Below are 25,188 nucleotides of genomic sequence, written 5' to 3'. Positions count from 1 at the left end.
TGACGGCTTCAAGGGCACTGAATGGGTTCAAGGGAGGACCGCCGTGACGCGCTCGACCAACCGCCGGGGGGCCGCGCTGCTCGCCGGCGCGGCGCTGACCGCCAGCCTGCTGGTATCCGGCTGCTCGGCCGGGCAGATCGCCGAGACCGCGAAGAAGAGGCCGTCGGTGGCCGGGGTCAACGCGTCCGCGTCGCTGCCTGACGGCGGAGTCGTGTCAGTCCGGGACGCTGTCATCGTCTTCGACAGCCACGGGTACCCCAAGGGCGGAACGGCCCCGCTGTCGCTCAGCCTGTTCAACGACACGACAGCGCCGGTCACCGTCCGGGCGAGCGTCCGCCCGGACACCGGGCTGGCGCACCTCGTCGGCGCCGAATCCGTCACCCTCGTACAGGGCAGGGACGCGGCCGCCGCGGCCGCCAGGCACAGCGCGGGCAAGACCGGTGACGCCGCCGCCTCAGCGTCGCCGATCGCCACGCCGTCGGCGGCGAGGCCGTCAGCGAGCCCGGCCGGTGGCACGGCCAAGCCCGCCGGGGATGAGGCCCAGTTGAGCGTCCCGGTCGCCGGGACGCTGGCGCTGCGGCCAGGACAGGAGTCGTTCCTCCAGGTCGTCGGATTGTCGGCAGCGCTCAAGGGCGGTATGGGCGTGCCGCTGCGATTCGACTTCTCCAACGGCCTGGTGATCGACGTGGACGCCACCGTGTCGACGCCACTGACGCCGCTCCCGCGTCAGACCGGCGGCCCGGACGAGGGCGGCCACTGACTCCCACCGACCATGTCGGAGGCTCGGCGTAGCCTGCCAGCGTGACCACCAACCCAGCGCCGTCCCGACAGCGCGGATCACGCGAGCCGCGCCCCGCGTACGAGTGCGACAACTGCGGGCACCAACCACCCAAATGGGTCGGCCGGTGCCCGGAGTGCCAGGAGTGGGGCGCGGTAGTCGAACGGACGTTGACCGGTCCGGTCGTCGCCGGCCGGGCGGTCGCCGCGCGGACGCCGAGCGAGCCGGCCCGGCCGATCAGCACCATCAGCGCCGCCCCCGCCGAGGCCCGCCCGACCGGGATCGGCGAGCTGGACCGGGTGCTCGGCGGGGGACTGGTGCCCGGAGCGGTGGTCCTGCTCGCCGGGGAGCCCGGCGTCGGCAAGTCGACGCTCCTGCTCGACGTGGCGCAGCAGTGGGCCGTCGCCGGCCACACCCCCGCGCTCGTGGTCAGCGGCGAGGAGTCGGTAAGTCAGGTGCGGTTGCGCGCCGGGCGTCTGGGCGCCCTCGACGACCGCCTCTACCTGGCCGCCGAGAACGACCTCGGCTCGGTCCTCGGCCACCTCGACGCCGTTCAACCCGGGCTGTTGGTCCTCGACTCGGTGCAGACGTTCTCGCTGTCCGGCGCCGACGGGGTGGCCGGCGGCGTCACCCAGGTCAGGGCAGTCACCGCCGCGCTGGTGGCGGTCGCCAAAGAGCGGGGCATCGCCACTGTTCTCGTCGGGCACGTCACCAAGGACGGCAACGTCGCCGGACCGCGCGTGCTGGAGCATCTCGTCGACGTGGTGCTGCACTTCGAGGGCGACCGGCACTCAGCCCTGCGACTGGTGCGCGGGATGAAGAACCGGTTCGGGCCGGCCGACGAGGTCGGCTGCTTCGAGATGCACGAGCGCGGCATCACCGGCCTGGCCGACCCATCGGGGCTGTTCCTGACCCGGTACGCCGAGGCGGTCCCCGGCACCTGCGTCACGGTGGCGATGGAGGGGCGCCGGGCGTTGGTGACCGAGGTCCAGGCGCTCATCGGGGCGACCGTCGCCGGCTCGCCGCGGCGCACCGTCTCCGGGCTGGACAGCGCCCGGCTGGCGATGGTCCTGGCGGTGCTGCAACGACGGGCCGAGAAGCTCACCCTGCACGATCGCGAGGTCTTCGCGGCCACCGTGGGCGGCATCCGGGTGATCGAGCCGGCGGCGGACCTGGCGGTCGCGCTCGCGGTCGCCTCGGGCGGCTTGAACCTGGCGGTCTCGCCCCGGCTGGTGGCCATCGGCGAGGTCGGCCTCACCGGCGAGGTGCGCCGGGTCGGAGCGGTCGGGCGGCGGCTGGCGGAGGCGGCGCGGCTGGGTTTCACCGTGGCGCTGGCGCCGCCGGGCGCCGACAGCGCCGATCACGGCGCCGTTCCCGACGGCCTGCGGGTGATCGAGGTCTCCGACGTGCGGTCGGCCCTGCACTGGGCCGCCCGGGTGTCGGCGGAGTGACCACCCGCCGGAAACATCCGCGGCTTCCGTTTCCTACCGCCGTCGCCCGGGGCGTGGCCGGCCGGTCGGTGGGTGCTGCGTCACACCATGCCGGCACCAGGTGGGGGTCTGTCCGTAGACTGTCGGCGTGCCGATCGACCGCGACGCTTCCCGCGCCCTCACCGCAGGCTCTGCGGCGGCCGGCGTGTCCGCGTCCGTCGGCGCGGGCCCGACGATCGGCCCGAGCGGGCCGGCGGCCAACGTGTTGAGCAACGCGACCGGCGACCCGGTCCGCGCCACGCTGGCCCTCATGGCGCCGGGCACCGCTTTACGGGACGGCCTTGAGCGTATCCTCCGCGGGCGGACGGGGGCCTTGGTCGTGCTCGGCTTCGACCGACTGGTCGACACGCTATGCACCGGCGGTTTCACCCTTGATGTCGAGTTCTCGGCGACGCGTCTGCGGGAGCTGTGCAAGATGGACGGCGCTGTGGTGCTGTCCAGCGACGGGACCCGGATCGTGCGCGCGGCGGTGCACCTCATGCCGGATCCGTCGATTCCGTCGGAGGAGTCTGGCACCAGGCACCGGACCGCCGAGCGGGTGGCCAAACAGAGCGGGCATCCGGTCATCTCGGTGAGCCAGTCCATGCGGATCATCGGGCTGTACGTCAACGGCCAGCGGCACGTCCTGGACGACTCGGCCGCGATCCTGTCCCGGGCGAACCAGGCGCTGGCCACGCTGGAGCGGTACAAGCTGCGGCTGGACGAGGTCTCCGGCACGCTGTCGGCACTGGAGATCGAGGATCTGGTCACGGTGCGCGACGCGGTGGCGGTCGTGCAGCGGTTGGAGATGGTCCGGCGGATCGCCGACGAGATCGCCGGGTACGTGGTCGAGCTGGGCACCGACGGCCGACTGCTGGCTCTCCAACTCGATGAGCTGATGGCCGGCGTGGACGCCGACCGGACCCTGGTGATCCGGGACTACCTGCCCTCGGGCCGCAAGGCCCGCACCCTGGACGAGGCCCTGGTCGAGCTGGATCTGCTCGGCGCCGCTGAGCTCATCGATCTGGTGGCGGTGGCCAAGGCGTTGGGCTACCCCGGCGCGACCGATGCTCTGGAGTCGGCGATCAGCCCGCGCGGATTCCGACTGTTGGCGAAGGTGCCACGGCTCCCAGCTGCGGTGATCGACCGTCTGGTGGAGCATTTCGGCAGCCTTCAGCGGCTGCTCGGGGCGACGGTCGAGGACCTTCAGACCGTGGATGGGGTGGGCGATGCTCGCGCGCGGGGGGTCCGGGAAGGGCTCTCCCGGCTCGCGGAGGCGTCCATCCTAGAGCGTTACGTCTGATTTTGTCAGCATCTGCCGTCGTGTTGCCCACGCACGACTGAGCCTCGCCGCTTCCCCGTCACTCGGCTCGATGCCGGCCCGATAGTTCCCTAGGAACCAGTTCACTGCGGGCATATCGGGCAATAGGGCTCGGGTGCGTGCGCCGGCCGTCGGGGGAACACACCGGCGCCACGCCGCGCCAACGCCCGCGTCATCACTGACGCACCCGGCGGAGGCGTACAAGGTGAAGGTTGTCAGCGTCGTCGGCGCCCGACCGCAACTGATCAAGCTGGCGCCGATGGCGACGGCGTTCGCGACGGCCGGCGCCGATCACGTCATCGTGCACACCGGCCAGCACTACGACGCCGACCTCTCCGACGTCTTCTTCACCGGACTGGGCATCCCCGACCCGGACGAGCACCTGGGCATCGGCTCCGGCGCCCACGGCGTCCAGACCGGGTCGATGCTCGCCGCGCTCGACGCCGTTCTGCAACGGCAGCGCCCCGACTGGGTGCTCGTCTACGGCGACACGAACTCCACCATCGCCGCGGCCCTGTCGGCGGTGAAGCAGCATCTGCCGGTGGCGCATCTGGAAGCCGGCCTGCGCTCCTTCAACCGGCGGATGCCCGAGGAACACAACCGGGTCCTCACCGACCATGCCGCCGACCTGCTGCTGGCGCCCACCGACGAGGCCATGCGTCACCTCGCCACCGAGGGCCTGGCCGGACGGTCACGACTGGTCGGCGACGTCATGGCCGACGTGTGCCTTCAGGTCCGCGACGCCGTCATCGCCGGGCGGCACGAGGCGCCCACGCTGCCCGAGGGCATCGACCCGGGGCTGCCGTACCTTGTCGCGACGCTGCACCGGGCCGAGAACACCGACGACCCCCGCCGCCTCGCCACCCTCATCGACGCCCTGGCTGTCCTGCCGGTGCAGGTCGCGTTGCTGGCGCACCCCCGGTTGGTGGCCCGCGCCGAAGCGCAGGGCCTCAAACTCAGCCGTGGCGCGGTGCGGGCCGGGCGCCCGCTGCCGTATGCGGGCATGGTCGCCGCCGTGCTCGGGTCGATCGGCGTCGTCACCGACTCCGGCGGCCTCCAGAAGGAGGCGTACCTGCTGGAACGTCCCTGCACGACGTTGCGGCCCGAAACGGAGTGGGTGGAGACCCTCGCCCACGAATGGAACATCCTCGCCCCCGAGCCGGCAGACCTCGGCGCTGACCGCTGGCGGTCCGTGGCGACCAGGGCGGCGCCGGCCGCCGGCCGGGCAGAGCCGTACGGCGACGGGCACGCCGCCCAGCTCGTCGCCCGCGTCCTTGCCGAGGCGACCAGCTGACCAGACGGCCGGCCGACGCCCCCGAGCCCGCCGACGATCCACCGCGACGATGACCCGTCCCCGACCCCTTCCACGATCGACGGAGCGACGATGACCAGTGCGCGTCCACACCCCTCGCTGCCGCGACGACGGCGCCGTAGCGGCCAGCCGACCCCTGGCGGCAGACCGCACCTGCTCTACCTGGCGATCGGGTTCCCGCCTGCGGCCAAGAGCTGCGCGTACCGGATGCGGGAGACCGCCAACCAGTTCTGCGCGCTCGGCTGGGACGTCACCGTCATCACCATCTGTGACCAGGCGTGGGAGCGGGAGTTCGGGCTCGACCACACCCTCTCAGAAGGGGTCGACCCGCGGGTGCGGGTGATCGGGCTGCCACTGTTCCGGGCCGACCTGGAGACCGACATCCGGGCCTTCCCGGAGAAGCGCACCCTCAACCCCGGCCGGTGGCTGACCGAACTGCGCGAACGGGAGCAGAAGCTGTTCCCCGAGCCGGTATTCGGCGGCTGGCGGATCGAGCTGGAGCGGGCGCTGCTGCGGGCGCACCGCGAGCGCCCCTCCGACCTGCTGCTCACCACCTGCGCCCCGTACGTGAACCTGGCCGCCACGGTGCGGCTGTGGGACGAGGAGCAGGTCCCGTACGCGGTGGACTTCCGCGACGGCTGGTCGGTGGACGTCATCGGCGGCGGCGAGGCGTTCCCCAAGGACTCCGTGGCGGGCCGTTGGGAGAGCCGCGCGCTGGAGCACGCGCTGGCGGTGTGGTGCGTCAACGACCCGATCGCCGACTTCTACCGCGACCGCTACCCCGAGCTGGCCGACCGCGTCCGGGTGGTCCGCAACGGTTTCGACCCCGACAGCCTGCCCGACCCGGCCGACCGCGCGACCCCGGCCCCGGACGCCGGGCTGACGTTCGGCTACCTCGGCTCGGTGAACTTCAAGCCGGCGTTCCTGGAGTCGGTGCTGGCCGGCTGGCGGCTGGCCCGGCGCGACGAGCCGCTGCTGGCGCGCGCGACGTTCGAGGTGCGCGGGCACATCGGCGCCGGCTCGGCCCGGGAGGACAACGCCCACATGGAGTTGCTGCGCGCCGCCGCCCCGGACGGGGTGACGTTCGGCGGCCCGGTCGCCAAGGCTGACGTCGCCGACACCTACGGCCGGTGGGACGCGATCGTGCTCATGCTCGTCGGCGGCCGGTACGTGACCTCGGGGAAGGTGTACGAGGTGATGGCCAGCGGCCTGCCGGTCGTGTCGGCGCACGCCGTCGACCACGACGCGAGCAACGTGCTGACCGGGCATCCGCTGTGGACCGGGGCGGTGGGGCTGGAGCCCACGGCGTTGGCGGACCGGTTCGCGGCGGCGGCCCGGCTGGCCCGCGCCGCGACCGATAAGCAACGGACGACGGGCCGCGCCCTCGCCCAGCGGTACGCCCGGGCGGCGCAGATCGCCCCGGCGGCCGAGTATCTGACGGCGCTGACCGTCCGGTCCGGCGTCAACAGCGCTCCGCAGGAGGTGGCCCGGTGATCGACATCGTGCTGGTCGCGGCCGTCGTGCCGACCCGCCGCGGCGTCCTGGAGCAGACGCTGCGGCGGTTCCAGTCCGGCGGCGCGCGCGTGTTGCTGGCGTGCCTGTTCGATCCGGCGGAGCTGGACCTGCCCGCGTCGCTGGCGCAGGCCCGGTGGTTGGTCGGGCCGGAGGACGACCCGTCGTTCGACCGGCGGGTGCGGCGGGCTGAGCCAGGCCGTCAGATGTGGATCTTCGCTGAGCGCGACGGCGTGTTCCGCCGCCGCGGCGCCCGCGCGGACGTCCTGGTGGCGCTGGACCCCCGCGCCATCCACACCGTGTGGCAACTGGCACAACGCAACCGACACGCCGACGCCGTCTACGGACTGACACCGGCGGCGAACGCCGTCCAGGCTCGGCTGGCGAACCCGGCCCACTTCGCCACCCGTCGGATGCTGCTGTCCATGCCCTCGCCGACGTTGGCGGCGCGCGGCGTGCTGCGGTCGGCCACCGACCGGGGCCGCGGCCTCGCCCGCCGACTCGCCGGGAAACGGATCATGCGGACCAGAATCGGCCGCGGTATCTGGCGCACGGTGGTGACCGCGCCCGGATTGTCGGACACCCGCCGGATCGGCCTCGCCAACCGGGTCTACGACAGCATGCTGCGGGCCGAGCAGGTGGAAGCGGCGACGGCGACCGCGGTGGCGGTGGCGAGGAAGGTCCGCGACACCCGGCGACGCGCCCAGCTGACGAGCCGGGCCACCGCCGCCGAGCTGGCCCAGGGCCGCGTCCCCGAGCACCTCGCCAGCGTCGTGGGCAGCCAGCTCTCCCTCGCCGACGAGTGCCTGCGGCGCGGCGACGCCCAGGGCGCCGGCGCCGCCGTCAGCACGGCGAGCGCCCTGCTGTTCCACCGCGGCATCCACTTCGACGTGCTGTCCTCGCCGCTGGTCGACGACCCCGCGGGGTTCCTGGCGCCGATCTACCACAGCGAGGTCGGCCGGGCGCTCGCCGGTTGCCGGGGCCGAGCCAGGGCCGCCAAGCCGCCGACCGGCCGGCGCCAGCGGATCCTGTTCATCACCCGCCTCAACGACAACTTCCTCGGCGAGATCCGGGCCCGCTACGCCACCCATCCGGACTGCGAGACCCGCTACCTGGACCTGGACTCGGACCCGAACACCCAGCCGCTCACCAGGCGCGACTCCGCGATGATCAGCCACATCCTCGCTGGCGACTCGGCCTACGGGCACGAGGTGACCGAGTGGCTCAAGCCGCACCTGGAGTGGGCCGACACCATCTTCATCGACTGGTGCGCGGCGTCCGCGGCGTTGGTGACGCTCATCGACCCGGGCCCCACCCGGGTGATCGTGCGGCTGCACAGCTACGAGACGTTCACGCTGTGGCCGCACATGGTCGACTTCTCCCGGGTCGACGACATCATCTTCGTCTCCGAGCACCTGCGCGACCTCACGCTGCGGGCGGTCCCGGCGCTGGTCGGGCCGACCGCGCCCCGGGCCCGCGTGATCTCCAACGCGATGGAGCTGACGAAGCTGCCCCGCCCGAAGGACGCGCAGGCGCGGTTCGTCCTCGGTCTGGTGGGGATCAGCGCGGTCGCCAAGGACCCGCGCTGGGCGATCGAGGTGCTCCGGCTGCTGCGGCGGCGCGACGACCGGTACCGGTTGGTGTTGCTCGGCTCGGACATCAACCCGAGGGCCAGCGGCGCCGCTGCCCGCTACCTGCGGGAACTTGAACGTGAGATCGGCGAGCTGACGCCCGCGGGCGCCGTCGAGCGTTGGGGCCACGTCGAGGACGTGCCGTCGGCCCTCACCGGGATCGGCGTCATCCTCAGCAGCTCGGTGCGGGAGAGCTTCCACTGCGCCCTGGTCGAGGGCGCCGCCAGCGCCGCCCTGCCGGTGGCGCGGGACTGGCCGTTCTTCGCCGGCCGGGACCACTCGGCCCGGACGCTGTTCCCGGCCGACTGGGTCGTCAGCACACCGGCCGAGGCCACCGAACGGATCATCGCGAACACCGCCGACGAGGCTGTCTGGCGGGAGCAGGGAGCGGCGGCGTCACGGCACGCGTTGACCACCTGGGACTGGAACGTCGTCGCCCGCGACTACGACCGCCTCTTCTTCGGCGGTTGATCGTCGCAGCCGGTCACAGCCAGCCGGAGCGGCGGAACAGCCGGTACATGACCACGCCCACAGTCGCCATCGACAGCAACGCCAGGTAGTAGCCGTAGCGCCAACTCAGCTCCGGAATGTGCTCGAAGTTCATGCCGTAGATGCCGGCGATGAATGTCTGGGTGGCGGCGATGGCGGCCCAGGCCGCGATGCGGCGCATGTCATGGTTCTGTTCGACGGTCACCTGTGCGAGCCTGGCCTGTAGGACAGAGTTGAGCAGCTCGTCGAACGAGGTGATCTGGTCGGCGGCGCGGCCGAGCCGGCCGGAGACGTCCATGAAGTACTCGCGCAGCCGCTCGGGCAGGTCGGCGGGGCTCTGTTCGATGAGCGACCGCAGCGGCGCCACCAACGGCACCACCGCCCGCCGGAACTCGACGATCTCGCGCTTGATCTGGTAGACCTGCGCCACGTCGAGCCGACGCTCCCGGTGGAAGGTCGTCTCCTCGACGTGCTCCAGGTCCAGATCCACCTGGGCGGCGACCCGCAGGTACTGGTTGGTCAGATCGCTGCAGATCTCGTGTGCGATCGACCACGGTCCCAGTGCGAGCCGGCTCGGGCTCTGCTCGACATCGGCGCGCAGAGCGGCCAGGGCGTTGCCGGCGCCGTGCCGAGCGGTGACGACGAAATGGTCCCCCACCATGATCAGGACGGCGCCGGTGTCCACCACCTCGGACGTCGGCGTCAGCTCCGCGTGCGTGACGTACCGGGCGGTGCGGAGGGTGACGACGGTGAGCTGGCCGAATCGTTCCACGCCCGGTCGGTGGCCGCCCTGTGCCGCCGACGCGGCCAGCAGGTCCGGCAGATCGAGCTGGAGCCCGACGGTGGCCATTGTCTCTGCGGTGGGCTGGTGCAGGTCGAGCCAGATGAAACCGTCGCGCGAGCGTCGGGCGAGGGTAAGCGCCCGGGACAGGTCGCCGGCCGGTTGGCGTCGACCGGCCACGTAGAGCGCCAGCTCGGTCACGCCCGGCAGAGCGACCGAGGTGGGCTGCCGCGGGGCGGCTGCCTCGCCGAGGCCGAGGATGCGGGAGATCATCGAGGGTGGACGGGCTCCCATGCGTGGTGTCCTCTCTTGCGCCGCTGCCCAGCGACGCGCCACCTCACGGTAGACCGTGTCACCTGCGGTCGGCGCCGCCCCGTCAGCGATCGAGCGGTTCTTCGCCGGCCGGGAGCACTCGGCCGGACTCTGTTCCCGGCCGACGGCGTGCTGGTCGACAGCGAACCGATCGTCGTCGGGGGTGTTGGCGGAGCGGATGCGGCGGCTGGGTATCGCGATCACCGAGGCGGAGTGCGCTCGTGAACTCGCCGGTCTATCCCAGGACGCTACGGCTGAGTTGATCGTCGGGCGACACGGCGCGCCGGTGCCGAGCCGGTTCGCGCCGTTGCGGGACCGTACGAGGCGCCGGTGGCGCCCGGGCAGCGAGCTGGACATCTGCTCGCACACGGAACGGACAAGGTCGCTCGCACACAGTGCCCCAGCGCAGGCTGAGGTTGTCGGATGCCGCGACAGGTAAGCGCAGCCTGGGCCGACCACGGGGCCTCCTACATCAGACGGCGGCTCTGCCCCAGGTCCGCTCCGAGGCCGTTTTGATGCTGCCGGTCCTTACCTTGATGAACCTCACGACCGGCTGCCTGGCATCTTCCAGACCGAGGCCTATATGCGCGGTGTTCTCTCCTTCTGGTACCGCTTTCTAAATGCGCCTTACGACATGGACGAAACAGTTGCCTTCCGCCAGAGCCGCGCCCAGGTAGCGCTGCACCAGAGCAAGCGCCTAGCCGTGGTCCTGTACGAGGAAGCCGTCAGAGCGAGGTACACCGACAACCCTGCCGACCATGAACAGCAGCTCGCCCACCTGCTGTGGATCACGCGCTTGCCGTTCGTGCGCCTCGGCATCGTGCCAACAGCCACTCCAAAGTACGGCGTTGATGCCGTGGGCTTCTGGATTCACGACTCAGACTGTGTCGTCGTCGCTACCCCAACCGCGGAGCTGAAGGTCGTGCGGCCCCAAGAGATCGCGATGTACGAGCGGCTGTTTGAGATGCTAGACGGCCAAGCCGTCTACGGGAAAGACGCCCGCCACCTGATCACCAGGGCCATGGACGAGCTCTAGGGACGGACCCGAAACGTGCTCCGGACGAAGTCGCGGATCGCCGCAGCGCACGCCGCCGGCTGATCCTCCGGGATCAGCGTGTAGCTGTCCGCGATCTCCACGAGCCGACCGTTCGGCAGGATGTCGGCGAGCCTGCGCCCGTGCGCCACGGGCATCAGCTTGTCCTCAGTAGCCCAGATGACCAACGCAGGTCGGTCGAACCGGGTCAACGCCTCGGCCGCCCGGAGGTAGTCGCCTGTGACGGTCGCCCGCAGGTAGCTCTCGACATCCTTACGGATCTCTGGCCGATGCAACGCCGGAGCGAGCCAGGAATCCAACACGTCGTCGGGGATGGGGCGTTTGGACATCCGCCCGAACGTCAACGCGGACCTCCGCATCAAGCGGATCCTCATCTGCTGCAACGCCAGCGTGAGGCCGCCCGGAATCCTCGCGGCAAGGCAGACCGACCTACCCGCGAAGCCTGGCGGATAGTTGTCAAACGCCTCCTGCGGGAGCAGCACCAACCGCGCCACTCTGGTATCGACGCCTTCGGCGACCATCAGTTGCGCTCCGCCCCAGTCGCTGCCGACGAGGGTGACGTTCTCAAGACCGAGACGTTCCATGAACTCGGCAAGGAGCCGGGCGAGGCCCCGGCCGCTGAGGTCGGCGCCTGACCGCATCGGTGTGTGGTGCGCCCCCAGCGGGAGCTGCGGAATCACGCAACGAAACTCGTCGCCGAGCTCGGCGACGACGTGACGCCACATCGATACACCGACGAACAGCCCAGAGAACATCACCAGGACGGGACGGTCGTCACCGCCGGAGTCGAGGTACTCGATAACACCCGCTGTGAGGTTCGCCGCTGGCATGCGCCCGACCGTAGTCTGTTCCGTTCGGCTAGGGGGCCCCGTGCGGGAGCGGACCGCCGGCGCCGGCTTGTCAGGGGTCGAGCAGCTTCCGGTACACCCGGTCCAGGTTGGCGGCCTGCGCCGGCCAGGACCAGGAGTCCAGTAGGCCCGGGGTGTCGTAGGCGGCCCGGTACTTCTTCGGGTCGTCCAGGACGGCGCGGACTGCGCGCAGGTAGTCGACCTGGTTCTGGGCCTCGAACACCTCGCCCTGCCCGGTCTCGGCGACGGTCTCGGCCATCGTTCTGACGTCGCTGACGACGATCGGCAGCCGGGCGTGCGAGAACTCGAAGAACTTGGTGATCAGGGCAATCTCGTGGTTCGGCTGATGGTGGAGGGGGATGACGCCGGCGTCGGCGGGGGCCAGGAACGCTGACACCTGCCAGTGCGGCACGTAGGGCAGCAGGTGGACCCGGTCGGCGACGCCGCGCTCGGCGGCCAGGTCGACCAGGGCGTCGGAGGCGGCGTTGTTCACCCCCGGGCGAACCGTAATAAATCCGACGTGGACCCCGGGCAGCGCCGGCAGCGCCTCGATCATGGTGTCGAGACCTCGGCGGGCGTTCACGCCGCCGCAGTAGACCAGCAGCGGCGTCTCATCGTCGATCCCGCACATGGCCCGGATGTCCGGCAGGGGCTCGTCGGCGCTGTCAGCCGGCCGTCCGGTGTCGGGGGCGTTGAGCACCACCTCCGGCAGGGTCGGCAGGTCGTGGGTGTGCTTGAGCATCTGTGCCAGGGTCGGCGAGACCGTCACCACCGCGTCGGCGAGCCGCACGTGCTCGTCGGTGTAGGCGACCTGCGCCGGCAGCCAGCGCGGGTTGTCGGCCCGGGGCTGCACGCCGGCGACGAACTCGTGCGCGTCCCAGACCATCCGGGTCCGCCGCCCGGCCAGCCGCGCCCGCAGGGTGGCCCGGGCGCCGACGCCGGCCATCCGAAAGTCGTTGGCGTGGATGATGTCGGGCTTGAGCCGGTCGATGACCGGGCCGAACGCCAGCTCGTAGTCCCACAGGCCAGGGTCGAGCCGCCGCCAGCTCCGGCGCCCGGACACGGTCTGCCAGAAGCGGATGTACGCCCTGGTCAGCGCGTTGTCCGGGTCGTTCTGGGCGGCCCGGAGCCGGGTCAGCTCGCGAGCGCGGAACCGGGCCCACAGCTCGGTGGCGCGGGCGACGTCGCGGCCGAGCCTGACCACCACGCGTCCAAGGAGATCCACAGGGGCGGACCGGCCGGTGGCCTTGAGCATCGCGCGGCGGTGCGACCACTCAGCCCGGCGGGCCCGCGCGGCCGCCACCTGGTGGGCGGCGGTCCGTCCGGTCGGGTACGCCAGGGGCCGTCGCCACGAGCGCCGGAACTGCGACGGGTGGACGCCCATCGGCCGCGCCACCGGCAGGAGCCGCACGCTCGCCCCGCCGATGCGCCACTCCAGCTCGACGCTGTTGCTCTGGCGGATCCCCAGCAGGACGACCTCCCAGCCGAGGGCGGCCATCGACTCGGCGGACTTCTGCACCCGGGAATCGCCCTGGACGCCGTTGTCGACGAGCATCACCACCCGACCGGGCGGCGTCTGGGCGCCGTCGTGAGCATTCATCGGACCTCCGGAAGCGACAGGCATGGCGCGGGCGGGGCCGGTTGACCGACCCCGCCCCTACCTATGCCTAACGCGCGCCGCTACCGGCAGGAGACGGTGCTCCCCTCGCGGGCGGACCGCAGCATCGCCTCGCACACCTCTACCGTGCGCAGGCCCTGGGCGAGGGTGACGATCCCACTGTCCTTGCCCTCGACGGCGTCACGGAACCGCTCGTGCTCCACCAGCAGCGGCTCACGCTTGGCGATGGCGAACCGGATCTGGTCGCCTTCGGCGACGCCACGGAAGGTGCGCATCGCCTCCCACTCCGTGTCGATGGCGCCGTTGGCGAAGAACGTCAGATCCGCGTGCAGGGTATCGGCGATGAAGCAGCCCTTCTCACCGGTGACGACCGTCGACCGCTCCTTGAACGGGCTGAGCCAGTTCACCAGGTGGTTGACGACGGTGCCGTCGGTCAGGGTGCAGACGGCGGTGACGGCGTCCTCATGTGGGCGGCCGCTGCGGGAGGCGGTACGGGCCGAGACGTCCGTGTAGTCCTGACCGGTGACCCAGCTGGTGAGGTCGACATCGTGCGTGGCCAAGTCCATCACCACGCCGACGTCGGCGATCCGGTGCGGGAACGGGCCCTGGCGGCGGGTGACGACCTGGAAGACGTCGCCAAGTTCGCCGTTCTCCAGCCGCGACCGCAGGCCGAGCAGAGCCGGGTTGTACCGCTCGATGTGGCCGACGCCGGCGATGAGGCCCTGGGCCTCGAACGCCGCCACGAGCTTGCGGCCAGCCTCGACGGTGTGCGCCAGCGGCTTCTCGATCAGCGCGTGCACGCCGCGCTCGGCGAGGGTCAGCCCCACCTGCTCGTGCAGGACGGTCGGGCAGGCCACGACGGCGTAGTCGACGCCCAGGGCGAGCAGGTCGTCCAGGGTCGGGACGACGGTGGCGGGGGCGGCGCCATTCGGGTCGCCGGCCGGGTCCATGATGCCGACCAGCTCGACGCCGGCCAGGTGCGACAGCACCCGGGCGTGGTTGCGGCCCATGGCGCCCAGGCCGATGAGGCCGGCGCGGAGTTTGGCGGTCATCGGGTGGCTCCTTCGTTGACGGCGTCGGCGATCCGGCGCAGCTGGCCCTCGGTGAGGCTCGGGAAGATCGGCAGCGAGAGGACCTCGCGGGCGGCCTTCTCGGTCTCGGGCAGGTCCCACGGTCCGGGCTGGCCGTCGACCAGGTAGGGCAGCAACCGGTGGATCGGCGTCGGGTAGTAGACGGCGCTGCCGACGCCCCGCTCGCGCAGGAACGCCTGGAGGCCGTCGCGGTCCTGCGGGACCCGGACCGTGTACTGGTGGTAGACGTGCTCGGCGCCGCCGGCGACCGACGGCGTGGTCACGGCCGTGATGGCCCCGTCGAGGAAGGCGGCGTTGGCCTGGCGCTGCTTGGTCCAGCCGGGCAGCTGCTTGAGCTGCTCGCGGCCGATCGCGGCGGCGACGTCGGTCATCCGCATGTTGGCGCCGACGATCTCGTTGGCGTACCGCTGCTCCATGCCCTGGTTACGCAGCAGGCGCAGGGTACGGGCGAGGCCGGCGTCAGCGGTGGTGATCATGCCGCCTTCGAGCGAGTGCATGTTCTTGGTCGGGTAGAAGCTGAAGCAGCCGGCTGTCCCGAACGCCCCGACCGGGGCGCCGCCTAGCGCGGCGCCGTGGGCCTGGGCGGCGTCCTCGATGACGGCCAGGCTGTGCTGGTCGGCCAGCGCCATGATCTGGTCCATCGCCGCCGGGTGGCCGTAGAGGTGCACCGGCATGATGCCGACGGTCTTGGGCGTGATCGCGGCGGCCACGGCGCCTGGGGCGAGACAGAAGCTGGCCGGCTCGATGTCCACGAAGACCGGGACGGCGCCGACGAGCCGGATCGCGTTCGCGGAGGCCGCGAACGAGAACGACGGGACGATGATCTCGTCACCGGGTCCGAAGCCCAACGCCATCAGGGTGAGCTGTAGCGCCGAGGTGCCGGAGTTGACGGCGACGCAGTGCCGGCCGGCGACCAGCTCGCCGAACTCCTGCTCGAAGGCCGCGACCTCCGGGCCCTGGACGACCATGCCGCTGCGCAGCACCCGGACAGCGGCCTCGATCTCCGCTTCCCCGATGATCGGGCGCGCTGGGGGGATCGCCTCGTTCTCAAGCCCGGACATACGTCTACCTCCTGTGACGGTGAGGCTGAAATTCAATAAATAATCGTAACGTTTCAGACATAAAAGACAGTTTCAGCGCTGTTGGCCGGGCGCCGCGATCACACGCCTACCCGGAGGGGACCGGCGCGGCTTGGCCGCTGAGCACTTCGATCACCGCCTGCACCTGACGGCCGACATACCCGTCAGGCAGCGGGGCGCGAAGCACCGCCAGCCGCCAGTAGAGCGGGCCGACGATGAAGTCGACAGCCGACTCGGCGTCGGCGTCGGCGGGCAGCTCGCCGCGGCCGACGGCCCGCCCGACGACCGCGGCGGCGATGTCGCGCTGGTGCGCGCGCAACGTGGCCAGCAGCGCCTCGGCGATCTCCGGGGTCCGGGCGGCCTCGGCGAGCAGGTCGGGGACGATCTGCGACGCGAGCGGATGCGCGAGCGCCGCCACCACCGCGTTCATGATCAATTCAAGGTCGCCGTGGAGGCTGCCGGTGTCCGGCACAGGCAGCCGCCGACCCGCCACCTCGGCGATGATCTCGACGACCATCTCCAGCTTGGACGACCAACGCCGGTAGACGGTGGTCTTGCCGACCCCGGCCCGCCGGGCGACCGCCTCGATGGAGAGCCGGCCGTAGCCGCCCTCGGCCAGCTCCTGCATGACCGCGAGACGAATCGCGGTCGTCACATGACGACGGAGCACGGCGGCGCCGGCGGGCGCTCGGCCCGCCGCGTGCTTGTTCTCGACCAAGGCCACCGCCAGAGCCTAGCGTAGCGACGCTACGGTTGCGTATCGACGCCCTGATACCAACGGGCAACCCTCATTGTTCCTGGTCGGCGACGGTCAGATCCGTGGTGGCTGACGCCGTCGGATGCCGCGCCGCGAGCCGCCAGGCGCAGGTGACAGCGAGGGTGTCCGCGGCGATGATCCGGTCCACCGGGCCGAGGCTCACTTCCCGCAGCACTCTCTCGAAGGTCGTCGCCAGCACCGTCGAACGAACCGTCAGCCCATAGACAGGCATGAAGATCCGGCGGTTGTAGGCCCCGTAGAGGCGGCCGTGCAGGTCCGCCAACCGACCGGCGACCCGGCCGACCGGTCGGATCGCCGGATGCCGCAGGCCGATCCCCGACGCCCGTCGCAGGAACGCCCGCGGCGCCCGTCGCAGGACCAGTTCGATCGGCGCCCGCGCCGGGTGACGCAGCTCCGCCCCGTCGGCGGTGATGAGCGCGATCTCCGAGGCGGCGGCCAGTTCCTCCCAGCCCGCCCCGGTGAGCGCCAGCACCGTGACCCGGTCGCCGATCTCGCGAAGGCGGTGGACCGCCCGCAGCACCGGCGGGCGGGGCGTCGCCGCGAACGACAGCAGGACGGTATGGCGGGTCATGACGGACTTCCCCGTCGTCGACGCCAGCGACGCGGCGCGGCGGCAAGCTCGCGCAACCGGTCGGCCAGAGGCGCCAGCAACACCTCCCGCCGGTAGCGGTCCGCCCAACGTCTGGCCGCCGCCCGCTGCGACTCGGTCAACTCGGCCGCCGCGCGACCTGCGGCGACCATGGTCGCCGCGATGGCGTCCGGGTCGAGGCTTTCGGCGGTGAACCACAGCGGATATCCCCGCAACACCTCCTGCGCGGCGATGCCCGGACCGTGGACCGAGACGATCGGTTTCCCCGCCGCCATGTACTCGAAGACCTTGCCGGAGGTGATGTAGCGCGCGCCGCCGGTGCAGAAGACGAGCACGTCGGCCTCCGCGTAGACCGCGGCGACGCCCGATTTATCCACCGCACCGCGGTAGCGCACGCCGTCGGCGGATTCGTCAGCGCCGTCGGGCAGTCCCAGCCGCCGGCGTAGCGGATCGGCGGTATGCCGGTAGAAGCCCAGATGTCCGTAGATGCTGAGCTGCGCCCCGGCGAGATCCGGGTGGGCTCGCGCGGCCCGGAAGGCTGCGACCAGCTCCTCCAGGGGTTGCACATGGGTGACGGTGCCGAGGAACGTGAACTGCGGCGGCCGGGCGCCGCTGGCGGGCGGCGGCGCGGCGTCCAGATCGAGCAGGTCCGGGTCCCAGCCGTTGGCGACGACGACCATCCGGTCGGCGTCAGCGGGATACCGCTCGGCGTGCCAGGCACGAAGCGCTTCGTTGACATGGATGATCATCGACGCCCGCGACAGAACCCGGCGCTCCCACCGCCACGAGCCGTGGTCGGCCGGGTGCGCGGGCTCGTCGGTGAACTGGTTCAGCGTCCAGGAGTCGCGATAGTCCAGGACGTACGGGACGCCGAGCAGCAGGTTGATCGCCCACGCCGCGCCGAAGGCGGAGAAGGGGTTCCCGGTGGCCAGCACCACATCGAACGGTCGCTTCCGGTGCAGTCGAATCGCGGTCCGCACGCATTGCCAGCCCCAGGAGGCGTAGGCCTCCGGGAAGCCGCGGCGCAGTTTCCACCGGTGGGCCCGCAGCGCGAGCACCGGGGAGTTACGACGCAATAGCCCGAATTGGCGGATGTCTTTTTCCCAGGGAAAATAGTTCAGCTCGGGGCGGATCAGGGTGATGCGCGAATCGACTGTGTCGACCATGCTCTCGTCCACAGAGCCGACGACATCGCGCAGGAAACGCAGCGGGGCGCCGAACGCGGTGACGTCGAAACCGGCGCGGGCGAGGTGGTTGGCGGTCGCGCGGGTCCGGAAGACTCCACTCGCCCGCGAGGGCGGGAGAAAGAAGCCCAGATAGAGCACGCGGGGCGAGGAGCTCATCTGCAGCCTTAGTTCAAATCGGAATAAACCGGAGCATTATCGGGCATTCAGCCAGGAACGATGTGGCTCATTGTATCGAAGGTGACAGAACAGGTCCGAGTCTGACGTGCTTTCCCCATCGGGCCCACATCCCCTAGGTTGACGCCGTGAGAAAACGCGACGGCCAGGCGACCATCCAGCGAGGATGGCGGTCGCTCTCCTTCCGGCCCATCGGTAGCTGGCGGAGTCGGGCGTTGGCACGACGGGCGCGTGAGCTGAGCGACCGAGCGTTCGCGGAGCTGGCCCGCGGGCGGATTCCGGCGGACCTGACGACGGTGGCGGCATCCCAACTCGACCTGGCTGACCACTGGCACGCGGCAGGCGCCACCCGTCAGGCGGCCGAGGCCGTCAACGACGCCGCCCGCCTGCTCTTCCACCGCGCCATCCATTTCGACTCGCTGCATTCGCCGCTCGCCAGCGATCCGGCCACCTTCCTGGCACGGTGGCGGCAGTCGGCCACCGTGAATCAGCTGACCGCCGCCCGTGGACGCGCCGTGCCCGCCACCGACCCCCCGGCCGACCGACCGCTGCGGCTGCTCGTCCTCACCAACGGGAACCCGCACTTTCTGCGCGAGATTCGCGAGCGCTACGCCGAGCACCCCGGGGTGGAGCTGCGGTACGCGCACCTGGCCGAGGACCCCGCGGCCGCCGGGCTGCTGGTGGGAGCGGTCACGGTGATGGAGCACCGGCTCGGCGGCGCCGACGAGTACGGCGACGCCGTCCGCCAGTGGCTCCAGCCGCACCTGGACTGGGCTGACACCGTCTTCGTCGACTGGTGCGTCCTGGCCGCCGCGACGCTCACCCTGATCGACCCGGGCGCCACCCGCGTCGTGGCCCGGCTGCACAGCTTCGAGATCTTCACGGTCTGGCCGCAGCTCATGGACCTGTCCCGGGTCGATGAGCTGGTCTTCGTCTCCGAACACCTGCGGGACCTGGCGATCTCCGTCGATCCGCGCCTGACCGCCGGGTCGGCGCCCCGACTCCACGTGGCGCCCAACGCCATGAGCCTGACCGGATTCGCCGGCGACAAGCCGGCCGATGCCCGGTTCACCGTGGGGGTGATCGGCGTCAGCAGCGTCGCGAAGGACCCGCGCTGGGCGGTGGCGGTGCTGGCCGAGCTGCGCAGGATCGACCCGCGCTACCGGCTCGCTCTCGTGGGCGGCGAGATCAGCACGAAAGCCGGACCGGTGGCGCGTCGCTACCGCGAGGGTCTCGACGCGGACATCGACGCCCTCGGCGCCGACGCTGTCGACAGGCGTGAACACACCGCGGACGTGCCGGGGACACTTCGCGGAATCGGCGTCATCCTCAGCAGCTCGGTTCGGGAGAGTTTCCACTGCGCGCTCGTCGAGGGGGCGGCCAGCGGCGCCGTGCCGGTGGTCCGCGACTGGCCGTTCTTCGCCGGTCGGAGCACCGGGGCCCGGAGCCTCTTCCCGGCCGACTGGGTGGTGGACGACCCACGGGGGGCGGCCGATCGGATCGCGGCGCTCACCGCCGATGAGCGAGTCTGGCGGGCCGCTGGAGCGGCGGCGCAGGCGCTGGCGGTGGCGACCTGGAACTGGCCGGTTGTCGCCCCGGAGTTCGACCGGCTGCTGCTGCCTGCGACGGATGTGTGAGTGGTCGCTCCGGCGATCGTTATGCCCTGCGGCAGCAGTTGACCCTCGACGCTACGGTTCCGTATCGACGTAGGGCATAATCACGACGCAGCCCCCGCGCACCCCCCAGCCAGATCGGAGCGCCCCCATGGCCGAACCGGCGATAGCCGAACCGGACGTCGGATCATCCGCGGCGCTGGCCGCACGGCACGGCCTGACCGTCGCCGGCGCCCGGCCCGGTCTGCTGCGGTACACCAGACAGCTGTGGGCGTACCGGCATTTCATCGTCGCCTACGCCAACGCGAAGGTGGCGTCCTCGTACAGCAGCACCGCGCTCGGCCGGCTGTGGCAAGTGCTCACCCCACTGACCAACGCCGCGGTGTACTTCCTCATCTTCGGCCTGATCGTCGATTCGCCGGGCCGTCCGACAAACTTCATCGGCTACCTGTGCACCGGGCTGTTCGTCTTCATCTTCACCCAGACCGCCGTCAGCTCGGGACTACAGGCGATCGCCGGGAACCTCGGCCTCATCCGGGCGCTGCACTTCCCCCGGGCCAGCCTGCCGCTGTCGCTCACGCTGGTGCAGTTGCAGAACATCATCGCCTCGATGGCCGTCCTGGCGGCCATCGTCCTGCTCACCGGGGAGCCACTCAGTTTCGAGTGGCTGCTGGTCGTGCCGGCGCTGCTGCTCCAGTCGATCTTCAACGCCGGACTCGCCCTGGCGATGGCCCGGATCGGCGCCAGGATGCGTGACCTCAAACAGATCATGCCGTTCATCCTGCGGACCTGGATGTACGGTTCGGCGGTGCTCTACAGCGTCGCCCTCTTCGACAGTCCGGAGATCCCCGACGCGGTGTCGGCCCTCCTCAAGGCCAACCCGCTGCTCATCTACATCGAGCTCATGCGCCACTCGTTGATGGAGACCGCCCCGTTGGGCTCGCCGGTCTGGCTGCTCTGGACCCTGGGCCTCGGCTGGGCGCTGCTGGTCGGCGTCGGCGGTTACCTCTTCTTCTGGCGTGGCGAACAGGAGTACGGCCGTGGTTGAGACCCCCCGAGAGACCGTCGCCTCCACCACCCTCGGCGGCGAGCGCATCCCCACCGTGATCGTCGACGACGTCCACGTCGTCTACAAGATCCATGGCCGGGCGTCCGGATCGTCGAGCCCGGTGGCCGGGCTGCGGCGGATGCTCAGCGGCCAGCCCGCGACCCAGGTCAAGACGGTGCACGCGATCAAAGGAATCAGCTTCACCGCCTACCGGGGCGAGGCGATCGGCCTCATCGGCACCAACGGCTCCGGCAAGTCGACGATCCTGCGGGCCGTCGCCGGCCTGCTGCCGGTCCAGCAGGGGCACATCTACACCCTCGGCCAGCCGTCGCTGCTGGGCGTCAACGCCGCGCTCATGAACACGCTGTCCGGCGAGCGCAACGTCGCGCTGGGTTGCCTGGCGATGGGCATGAGCCCCGAGCAGGTCCGCCAGCTCACTCCGGAGATCATCGAGTTCTCGGGCATCGACCAGCGGGGCGAGTTCAGCACCCTGCCGATGAGCACCTACTCGTCCGGCATGGCGGCCCGGCTCCGGTTCTCCATCGCCGCCGCCAAGAAGCACGACGTGCTGCTCATCGACGAGGCCCTCGCCACCGGCGACGCCCGCTTCCGCAAGCGCAGCGAGGCCCGGGTCAAGCAGCTGCGGGCCGAGGCGGGGACCGTGTTCCTCGTCAGCCACTCCATCGGCTCGATCCGGGACACCTGCGAACGGTCGATCTGGCTGGAGGGCGGCGTCCTCAAGATGGACGGGCCGACCGACGAGGTCGTGCCCGAGTACGAGAAGTTCGTCAACGGCAAGTGAACGGTCGGGCGCCCCGACCGTCGACGGAGAGTGGAGCCATGAACGCTGACTTCGTACACCCGACCGCGGACGTGGAGGCCGGCGCGCAGGTGGGCGCCGGGACCAGGATCTGGCACCTGGCGCATGTGCGGTCCTCGGCACGCGTCGGCGCCGGCTGCGTCATCGGACGCAACGTCTACGTCGACGCCGAGGCGGTCGTCGGGGACCGGGTGAAGATCCAGAACAACGTCTCGGTCTACCAGGGCGTCACGCTGGAGGACGAGGTCTTCGTGGGACCGTGCGCGGTGTTCACCAACGACTTCCGGCCGCGGGCGCAGAACCCGGACTGGACGATCACCCCGACGTTGGTGAAGCGGGGCGCGTCCATCGGCGCCAACGCGACGCTGGTCTGCGGGATCACCGTCGGCGAATATGCCATGATCGCCGCCGGTTCGGTGGTGACCAAGGACGTGGCCCCGTTCCAGCTCGTGGCCGGCAACCCGGCCCGGCCGAAGGGATGGGTGGATGAGAAAGGCGAGGTCGTCTCCCGCGATCCGGCCACGCCGCCCATCGGGCTCACCGTCCGCCCCTGAAATTTGCCCTCGATCCACAACTATTGCACTATGGCAAGCGTATGCTCGGCGGGCCACCACACGCCGCAGGCGATCGACGACAGACGATGGCAGGCCTTCAGAAGGGCGGGGTCGGCCCGTGAGTCAACGCGAGTCGCGGACCAGAGCCACGCTACGGCCGCACCGACCGCAGCGCCGGCCGGGCCGGCGCCTGGTCGACCACCAGCCGCGCCAGCGCCGCCCGGACAGCCGCCCGACGGTGGTCCCGCACCCGTGCGAGCAGCCGACTTCCGTCGCCGGTGAGCGCCAACGTCACCTCACGTCGGTTCCCGGCCCGCGGGTCACGGTCCACCAGCCCAGCAGCCTCCAGGCGGTCACACAGCCGGCTCGCCGACGACACTCCGATGTGCAGCGACACGGCCAGCCCGGCGAGATTCAGCCCGGCGCCGCGATCGATCATCACCAATGCCTGGAGTTGCAGGTGCGACAGCCGTGGTTCAGCCAGCTCACGGGCCTCGTCGCTGCAGGCCAGGACCAGGTCCACCGCCTCGTCCAGATCCCCCGCCGCGATGACGACGGCCGAGGCGCCGGCGCCATGAGCGTCCGGGGCAGGCGCCGGTGTGGTCGGGTCAGCCAGTCGCTGGCGTGTCATCGGCTGCCTCCACCCGTCCCCGGCTCGTCCAGACCGGACCCCGCGCCCCGCCGACCGGAAGGATGAGGCCATGGACCCGCTGCTACGCATCAATCAAAACATGATCAACGCACCGGCGCACCTGCTCGTCGAAGCCCTCGCCGATGGCCTGCGGACCGAGTTCGACGCGTCCGGGATCGAGCTTCTGCTCGCCGACTACCAGCTCGTCTGCCTGATGCCGGTCCTCGCGCCGGACCACGGCCAGGAAAGCCTGAGCGCGGGACCGGCCGCCGCGTGTTTCACGAGCCAGCGCCCCCACGACACCGAGGACGCGGACGGCCGCTGGCGCCTGCACCTGCCGGTCTCGGTCCGGGGCGACCGGCTCGGCGTCCTCAGGATGACACTGCCAGGAACACCCGACAGCGCCCTCGCCGCCCGGCTGCTCCTGCTCACTGACGGCTTCGCCCACCTGCTGGCCGCCTGCGACCGGGTCACCGACCGGTACGTGCTGCTGCGCCGCGTCCGCCGGCTCACCCTCGCCTCCGAGATGCAGTGGTCGCTACTGCCCGGTCGCGGCCACAGCCGCGACGACTTCGACTTCGCCGGCCAACTGGAGCCCGCCTACGCCGTCCGCGGCGACAACTTCGACTGGTCCCGCAACGACGACGAGTTCACCTTCACCGTCACCAATGGAATGGGCGAAGGACTGGAAGCGGCGGTGCTCACCACGGTCGCCATCCACGGCCTCCGCAACGCCAGACGCGCCGGTCTGGGCCTGGCGGAGCAGGCGTCGCTGGCCGACCAGGCCCTGTACTCGCGCCACCGCGGCGAGATGAACGTCGCGTCGCTGCTGCTCCAGGTCACGCTCAGCACCGGCGAGGTGAGCATGGTCGACGCCGGCTCGCCCATGGTGCTGCGCCTCACCGGCGACGACGTCGCCCCGGTCAGCCTGCGCCGACAGCCCCCGCTGGGGGCCTTCGATGACACCGAGTACACCGAGCAGCGGCTGCGGCTGCTCCCCGGCGACCGGCTCATCGTCCTCAGCGACGGCGCCACCGACCTCACCGACGGCGCCGGGGTGCGCTACTCCGAACGGGCGATGCGGCACGCCTTGCGCCGGTCCCGCAACAGCTCGGCGCTCGACACCGTCCGCACCATCCTCAGCGACCTGCTGACCTACTTCGGACGGTCCCCGCTCGACGACGACGCCGTGGTGACCTGTTTCGACTGGCACGGCCCACAACGCGGAGCGCGGCGGTGACCACCACGGCCCCGCCGACCTCGCAGGCGCCCGGCGCCGGCCGGTCCACCACCGACATCGAGCCGCTGCGGGTCCTGCTCGTCGAGGACGACGAACGGGACGTGCTACGCAAACGCATGCTGCTCGGCCGGCCCGAGACGGCGATCCACCTCATCGTGGCCGCCAGCATGGCTGAGGCGTTGCCGCTCATCGGCGGCGTGGACTGCGTCCTGCTCGACCTCGACCTGCCCGACGACCGGGGCCTGCCCGCGCTGCGCCGGGTCCTCTCCACCCCGCGGGCGCCCGCCGTGTGCGTCCTCACCGGTTGGCACGACGACCACCTCGGCCGGGCCGCGCTCGCCGAAGGCGCCCAGGACTACCTGGTGAAAGGGCAGGCCGACGGGGTGCTGCTGGCCCGGTCGCTGCGCTACGCGGTCGAACGCCGACGCGCCGACGACAATGCCCGGCGGCTTCAGGAGGTGGAGCTACGGCAGGCCGAGTCCGGGCGGCTGGAACGCGGTCTGCTCCCCCAGCCGCTGGCCACCTCCGACGCGATCGAGGTGTGCTCGCGATACCGTTCGGGACGCGACCGCGGGGTCCTCGGCGGCGACTTCCTCGACGTGGTGCAGACCCGACCGGACCGGATCGACCTGCTCATCGGCGATGTGTGCGGCCACGGCGTCGAGGAGGCGGCGCTTGGCGTGGCGCTCCGGGTGGCCTGGCGGGCGCTCGTGCTGGCCGGGGTGCCCGAGCCGACCGTGCTGCCCGCGGTCGAGCAGGTGCTCATCAGCGAGCGCCGGGCCGCGGAGATCTTCGCGACCATCGGCACCGTGCGCCTGGACCTGACCGCCCACACCGCGACGTTGCGCCTGGCCGGGCACCCGCCGCCGCTCCTGCTACGACCAGGCGCCCCGGCCCGTCCGCTGACCTCGCCCGGCGGACGCCTGCTGGGGGTCGTCCCGAAACTCGCGCCGGCGGCGACGGCCAGCCTGCCCGGGGAGGACTGGTCCCTGTTGCTGTTCACCGACGGCCTCATCGAGGGCCACGGCGGGCAGGCCGGCGAGCGTCTCGGCGTTGAGGGGCTGTGCGCGCTGCTGGACTCCCCCGCCGCAGCAGATGTCGACCGGCGTTCGTTGCCGGACTGGTTGATCAGTCAGGCGGAGGACCGCAACGGCGGCCCGCTCACCGATGACGTCGCCGTCCTGCTGGTCGGCCGGCGCCCCACCGCACAGTGACGGGGCGGGGCCGCAGTGGCCCCGCCCCGTCATGCGACTGTCAGA

General features: G+C 71.3%; 22 protein-coding genes. 13 read left to right on the top strand and 9 right to left on the bottom strand.

What is annotated here, in order from left to right; genetic code table 11:
• Positions 1-43: 43 nt before the first annotated feature.
• The 6 genes from ABD287_RS07755 (at position 44) to ABD287_RS07730 (ending at position 8,494) form a co-directional block, all read left to right on the top strand.
• Positions 44-760: a hypothetical protein gene (locus ABD287_RS07755; protein WP_344170436.1), complete on the top strand. Its 717-nt coding sequence runs from the start codon at positions 44-46 to the stop codon at positions 758-760.
• Between the two features lie 41 nt (positions 761-801).
• Positions 802-2,229 (top strand): DNA repair protein RadA, encoded by a 1,428-nt coding sequence (radA, locus tag ABD287_RS07750; protein ID WP_344170433.1) that lies wholly within the window; start codon positions 802-804, stop codon positions 2,227-2,229.
• 214 nt (positions 2,230-2,443) lie between these two features.
• On the top strand, positions 2,444-3,550 hold the full coding sequence (disA, locus tag ABD287_RS07745; RefSeq protein WP_425565543.1) for a DNA integrity scanning diadenylate cyclase DisA: 1,107 nt from the start codon (positions 2,444-2,446) through the stop codon (positions 3,548-3,550).
• A gap of 223 nt (positions 3,551-3,773) precedes the next feature.
• Entirely contained in the window at positions 3,774-4,862 is a 1,089-nt protein-coding gene (gene wecB / locus ABD287_RS07740) for a non-hydrolyzing UDP-N-acetylglucosamine 2-epimerase (protein WP_344170423.1), read from the top strand.
• A gap of 90 nt (positions 4,863-4,952) precedes the next feature.
• Complete coding sequence (locus tag ABD287_RS07735; RefSeq protein WP_344170420.1) at positions 4,953-6,374, top strand: glycosyltransferase; 1,422 nt, start codon at positions 4,953-4,955, stop codon at positions 6,372-6,374.
• Positions 6,371-8,494: a glycosyltransferase gene (locus ABD287_RS07730; RefSeq protein WP_344170417.1), complete on the top strand. Its 2,124-nt coding sequence runs from the start codon at positions 6,371-6,373 to the stop codon at positions 8,492-8,494. The genes ABD287_RS07735 and ABD287_RS07730 overlap by 4 nt, the downstream gene beginning before the upstream one ends.
• A gap of 13 nt (positions 8,495-8,507) precedes the next feature.
• On the opposite strand, the gene ABD287_RS07725 is transcribed toward ABD287_RS07730, so the two are convergent.
• Positions 8,508-9,809 carry a magnesium and cobalt transport protein CorA gene (locus ABD287_RS07725; protein WP_344170415.1) on the bottom strand — a complete coding sequence of 434 codons (1,302 nt, stop codon included), beginning with the start codon at positions 9,807-9,809 and terminating at the stop codon, positions 8,508-8,510.
• Positions 9,810-10,158: 349 nt separating this feature from the next.
• Between ABD287_RS07725 and ABD287_RS07720 the strand changes: the two genes are divergently transcribed.
• A complete protein-coding gene (locus ABD287_RS07720) occupies positions 10,159-10,641 on the top strand; it encodes a Scr1 family TA system antitoxin-like transcriptional regulator (RefSeq protein WP_344170995.1) in 483 nt (160 codons plus the stop codon).
• On the opposite strand, the gene ABD287_RS07715 is transcribed toward ABD287_RS07720, so the two are convergent.
• From ABD287_RS07715 to ABD287_RS07685, 7 genes are all read right to left on the bottom strand, one after another.
• Positions 10,638-11,489, bottom strand: a complete 852-nt coding sequence (locus ABD287_RS07715; protein WP_344170412.1) for an alpha/beta fold hydrolase — start codon at positions 11,487-11,489, stop codon at positions 10,638-10,640. The genes ABD287_RS07720 and ABD287_RS07715 overlap by 4 nt on opposite strands.
• 70 nt (positions 11,490-11,559) lie before the next feature.
• Entirely contained in the window at positions 11,560-13,107 is a 1,548-nt protein-coding gene (locus ABD287_RS07710; RefSeq protein WP_344170408.1) for a glycosyltransferase family 4 protein, read from the bottom strand.
• A gap of 80 nt (positions 13,108-13,187) precedes the next feature.
• Positions 13,188-14,177, bottom strand: a complete 990-nt coding sequence (locus ABD287_RS07705; protein WP_344170405.1) for a Gfo/Idh/MocA family protein — start codon at positions 14,175-14,177, stop codon at positions 13,188-13,190.
• Positions 14,174-15,277, bottom strand: coding sequence for a DegT/DnrJ/EryC1/StrS family aminotransferase (locus ABD287_RS07700; protein WP_344170402.1), 1,104 nt, complete (start codon positions 15,275-15,277; stop codon positions 14,174-14,176). The genes ABD287_RS07705 and ABD287_RS07700 overlap by 4 nt, the downstream gene beginning before the upstream one ends.
• 106 nt (positions 15,278-15,383) lie before the next feature.
• The gene (locus ABD287_RS07695) at positions 15,384-16,019 is read right to left on the bottom strand and encodes a TetR/AcrR family transcriptional regulator (protein ID WP_344170399.1); all 636 of its coding nucleotides are present in this window, start codon (positions 16,017-16,019) and stop codon (positions 15,384-15,386) included.
• A gap of 64 nt (positions 16,020-16,083) precedes the next feature.
• A complete protein-coding gene (locus tag ABD287_RS07690) occupies positions 16,084-16,644 on the bottom strand; it encodes a hypothetical protein (protein ID WP_344170396.1) in 561 nt (186 codons plus the stop codon).
• A complete protein-coding gene (locus tag ABD287_RS07685; RefSeq protein WP_344170393.1) occupies positions 16,641-18,005 on the bottom strand; it encodes a glycosyltransferase in 1,365 nt (454 codons plus the stop codon). Before ABD287_RS07685 ends, ABD287_RS07690 begins: the two co-directional genes overlap by 4 nt.
• A gap of 146 nt (positions 18,006-18,151) precedes the next feature.
• On the opposite strand from ABD287_RS07685, the gene ABD287_RS07680 reads away from it, so the two are divergent.
• The 4 genes from ABD287_RS07680 to ABD287_RS07665 all read left to right on the top strand — a co-directional run bounded on the left by ABD287_RS07680 (position 18,152) and on the right by ABD287_RS07665 (position 22,058).
• Positions 18,152-19,660, top strand: coding sequence for a glycosyltransferase family protein (locus tag ABD287_RS07680; protein WP_344170390.1), 1,509 nt, complete (start codon positions 18,152-18,154; stop codon positions 19,658-19,660).
• A 127-nt stretch (positions 19,661-19,787) separates the two neighbouring features.
• Complete coding sequence (locus tag ABD287_RS07675) at positions 19,788-20,684, top strand: ABC transporter permease (protein WP_344170388.1); 897 nt, start codon at positions 19,788-19,790, stop codon at positions 20,682-20,684.
• Entirely contained in the window at positions 20,677-21,486 is an 810-nt protein-coding gene (locus tag ABD287_RS07670; protein WP_344170385.1) for an ABC transporter ATP-binding protein, read from the top strand. Before ABD287_RS07675 ends, ABD287_RS07670 begins: the two co-directional genes overlap by 8 nt.
• A 38-nt stretch (positions 21,487-21,524) precedes the next feature.
• On the top strand, positions 21,525-22,058 hold the full coding sequence (locus tag ABD287_RS07665) for an acyltransferase (RefSeq protein WP_344170382.1): 534 nt from the start codon (positions 21,525-21,527) through the stop codon (positions 22,056-22,058).
• A 151-nt stretch (positions 22,059-22,209) separates the two neighbouring features.
• Here ABD287_RS07665 and ABD287_RS07660 read toward each other — a convergent pair whose 3' ends face one another.
• Positions 22,210-22,689: a MarR family transcriptional regulator gene (locus ABD287_RS07660; RefSeq protein ID WP_344170378.1), complete on the bottom strand. Its 480-nt coding sequence runs from the start codon at positions 22,687-22,689 to the stop codon at positions 22,210-22,212.
• A gap of 70 nt (positions 22,690-22,759) precedes the next feature.
• On the opposite strand from ABD287_RS07660, the gene ABD287_RS07655 reads away from it, so the two are divergent.
• Positions 22,760-23,929 (top strand): PP2C family protein-serine/threonine phosphatase, encoded by a 1,170-nt coding sequence (locus ABD287_RS07655; RefSeq protein WP_344170375.1) that lies wholly within the window; start codon positions 22,760-22,762, stop codon positions 23,927-23,929.
• Complete coding sequence (locus ABD287_RS07650) at positions 23,926-25,143, top strand: PP2C family protein-serine/threonine phosphatase (protein ID WP_425565521.1); 1,218 nt, start codon at positions 23,926-23,928, stop codon at positions 25,141-25,143. The genes ABD287_RS07655 and ABD287_RS07650 overlap by 4 nt, the downstream gene beginning before the upstream one ends.
• Positions 25,144-25,188 lie beyond the last annotated feature (45 nt).

Source organism: Pilimelia columellifera subsp. columellifera, assembly GCF_039532605.1.
GTDB lineage: Bacteria > Actinomycetota > Actinomycetes > Mycobacteriales > Micromonosporaceae > Pilimelia > Pilimelia columellifera.
This window is presented reverse-complemented; position numbering and strand designations above follow the sequence as displayed.

Excerpts from the sequence above, each read along its gene's own strand:
- ABD287_RS07660 (WP_344170378.1), bottom strand. The coding sequence starts at position 22,689 with ATGACACGCCAGCGACTGGCTGACCCGACCACACCGGCGCCTGCCCCG.
- ABD287_RS07665 (WP_344170382.1), top strand. The coding sequence starts at position 21,525 with ATGAACGCTGACTTCGTACACCCGACCGCGGACGTGGAGGCCGGCGCG.
- ABD287_RS07705 (WP_344170405.1), bottom strand. The coding sequence starts at position 14,177 with ATGACCGCCAAACTCCGCGCCGGCCTCATCGGCCTGGGCGCCATGGGC.
- ABD287_RS07685 (WP_344170393.1), bottom strand. The coding sequence starts at position 18,005 with ATGAGCTCCTCGCCCCGCGTGCTCTATCTGGGCTTCTTTCTCCCGCCC.
- ABD287_RS07700 (WP_344170402.1), bottom strand. The coding sequence starts at position 15,277 with ATGTCCGGGCTTGAGAACGAGGCGATCCCCCCAGCGCGCCCGATCATC.
- ABD287_RS07735 (WP_344170420.1), top strand. The coding sequence starts at position 4,953 with ATGACCAGTGCGCGTCCACACCCCTCGCTGCCGCGACGACGGCGCCGT.
- ABD287_RS07710 (WP_344170408.1), bottom strand. The coding sequence starts at position 13,107 with ATGAATGCTCACGACGGCGCCCAGACGCCGCCCGGTCGGGTGGTGATG.
- ABD287_RS07715 (WP_344170412.1), bottom strand. The coding sequence starts at position 11,489 with ATGCCAGCGGCGAACCTCACAGCGGGTGTTATCGAGTACCTCGACTCC.
- ABD287_RS07655 (WP_344170375.1), top strand. The coding sequence starts at position 22,760 with ATGGACCCGCTGCTACGCATCAATCAAAACATGATCAACGCACCGGCG.
- ABD287_RS07690 (WP_344170396.1), bottom strand. The coding sequence starts at position 16,644 with ATGACCCGCCATACCGTCCTGCTGTCGTTCGCGGCGACGCCCCGCCCG.
- ABD287_RS07675 (WP_344170388.1), top strand. The coding sequence starts at position 19,788 with ATGGCCGAACCGGCGATAGCCGAACCGGACGTCGGATCATCCGCGGCG.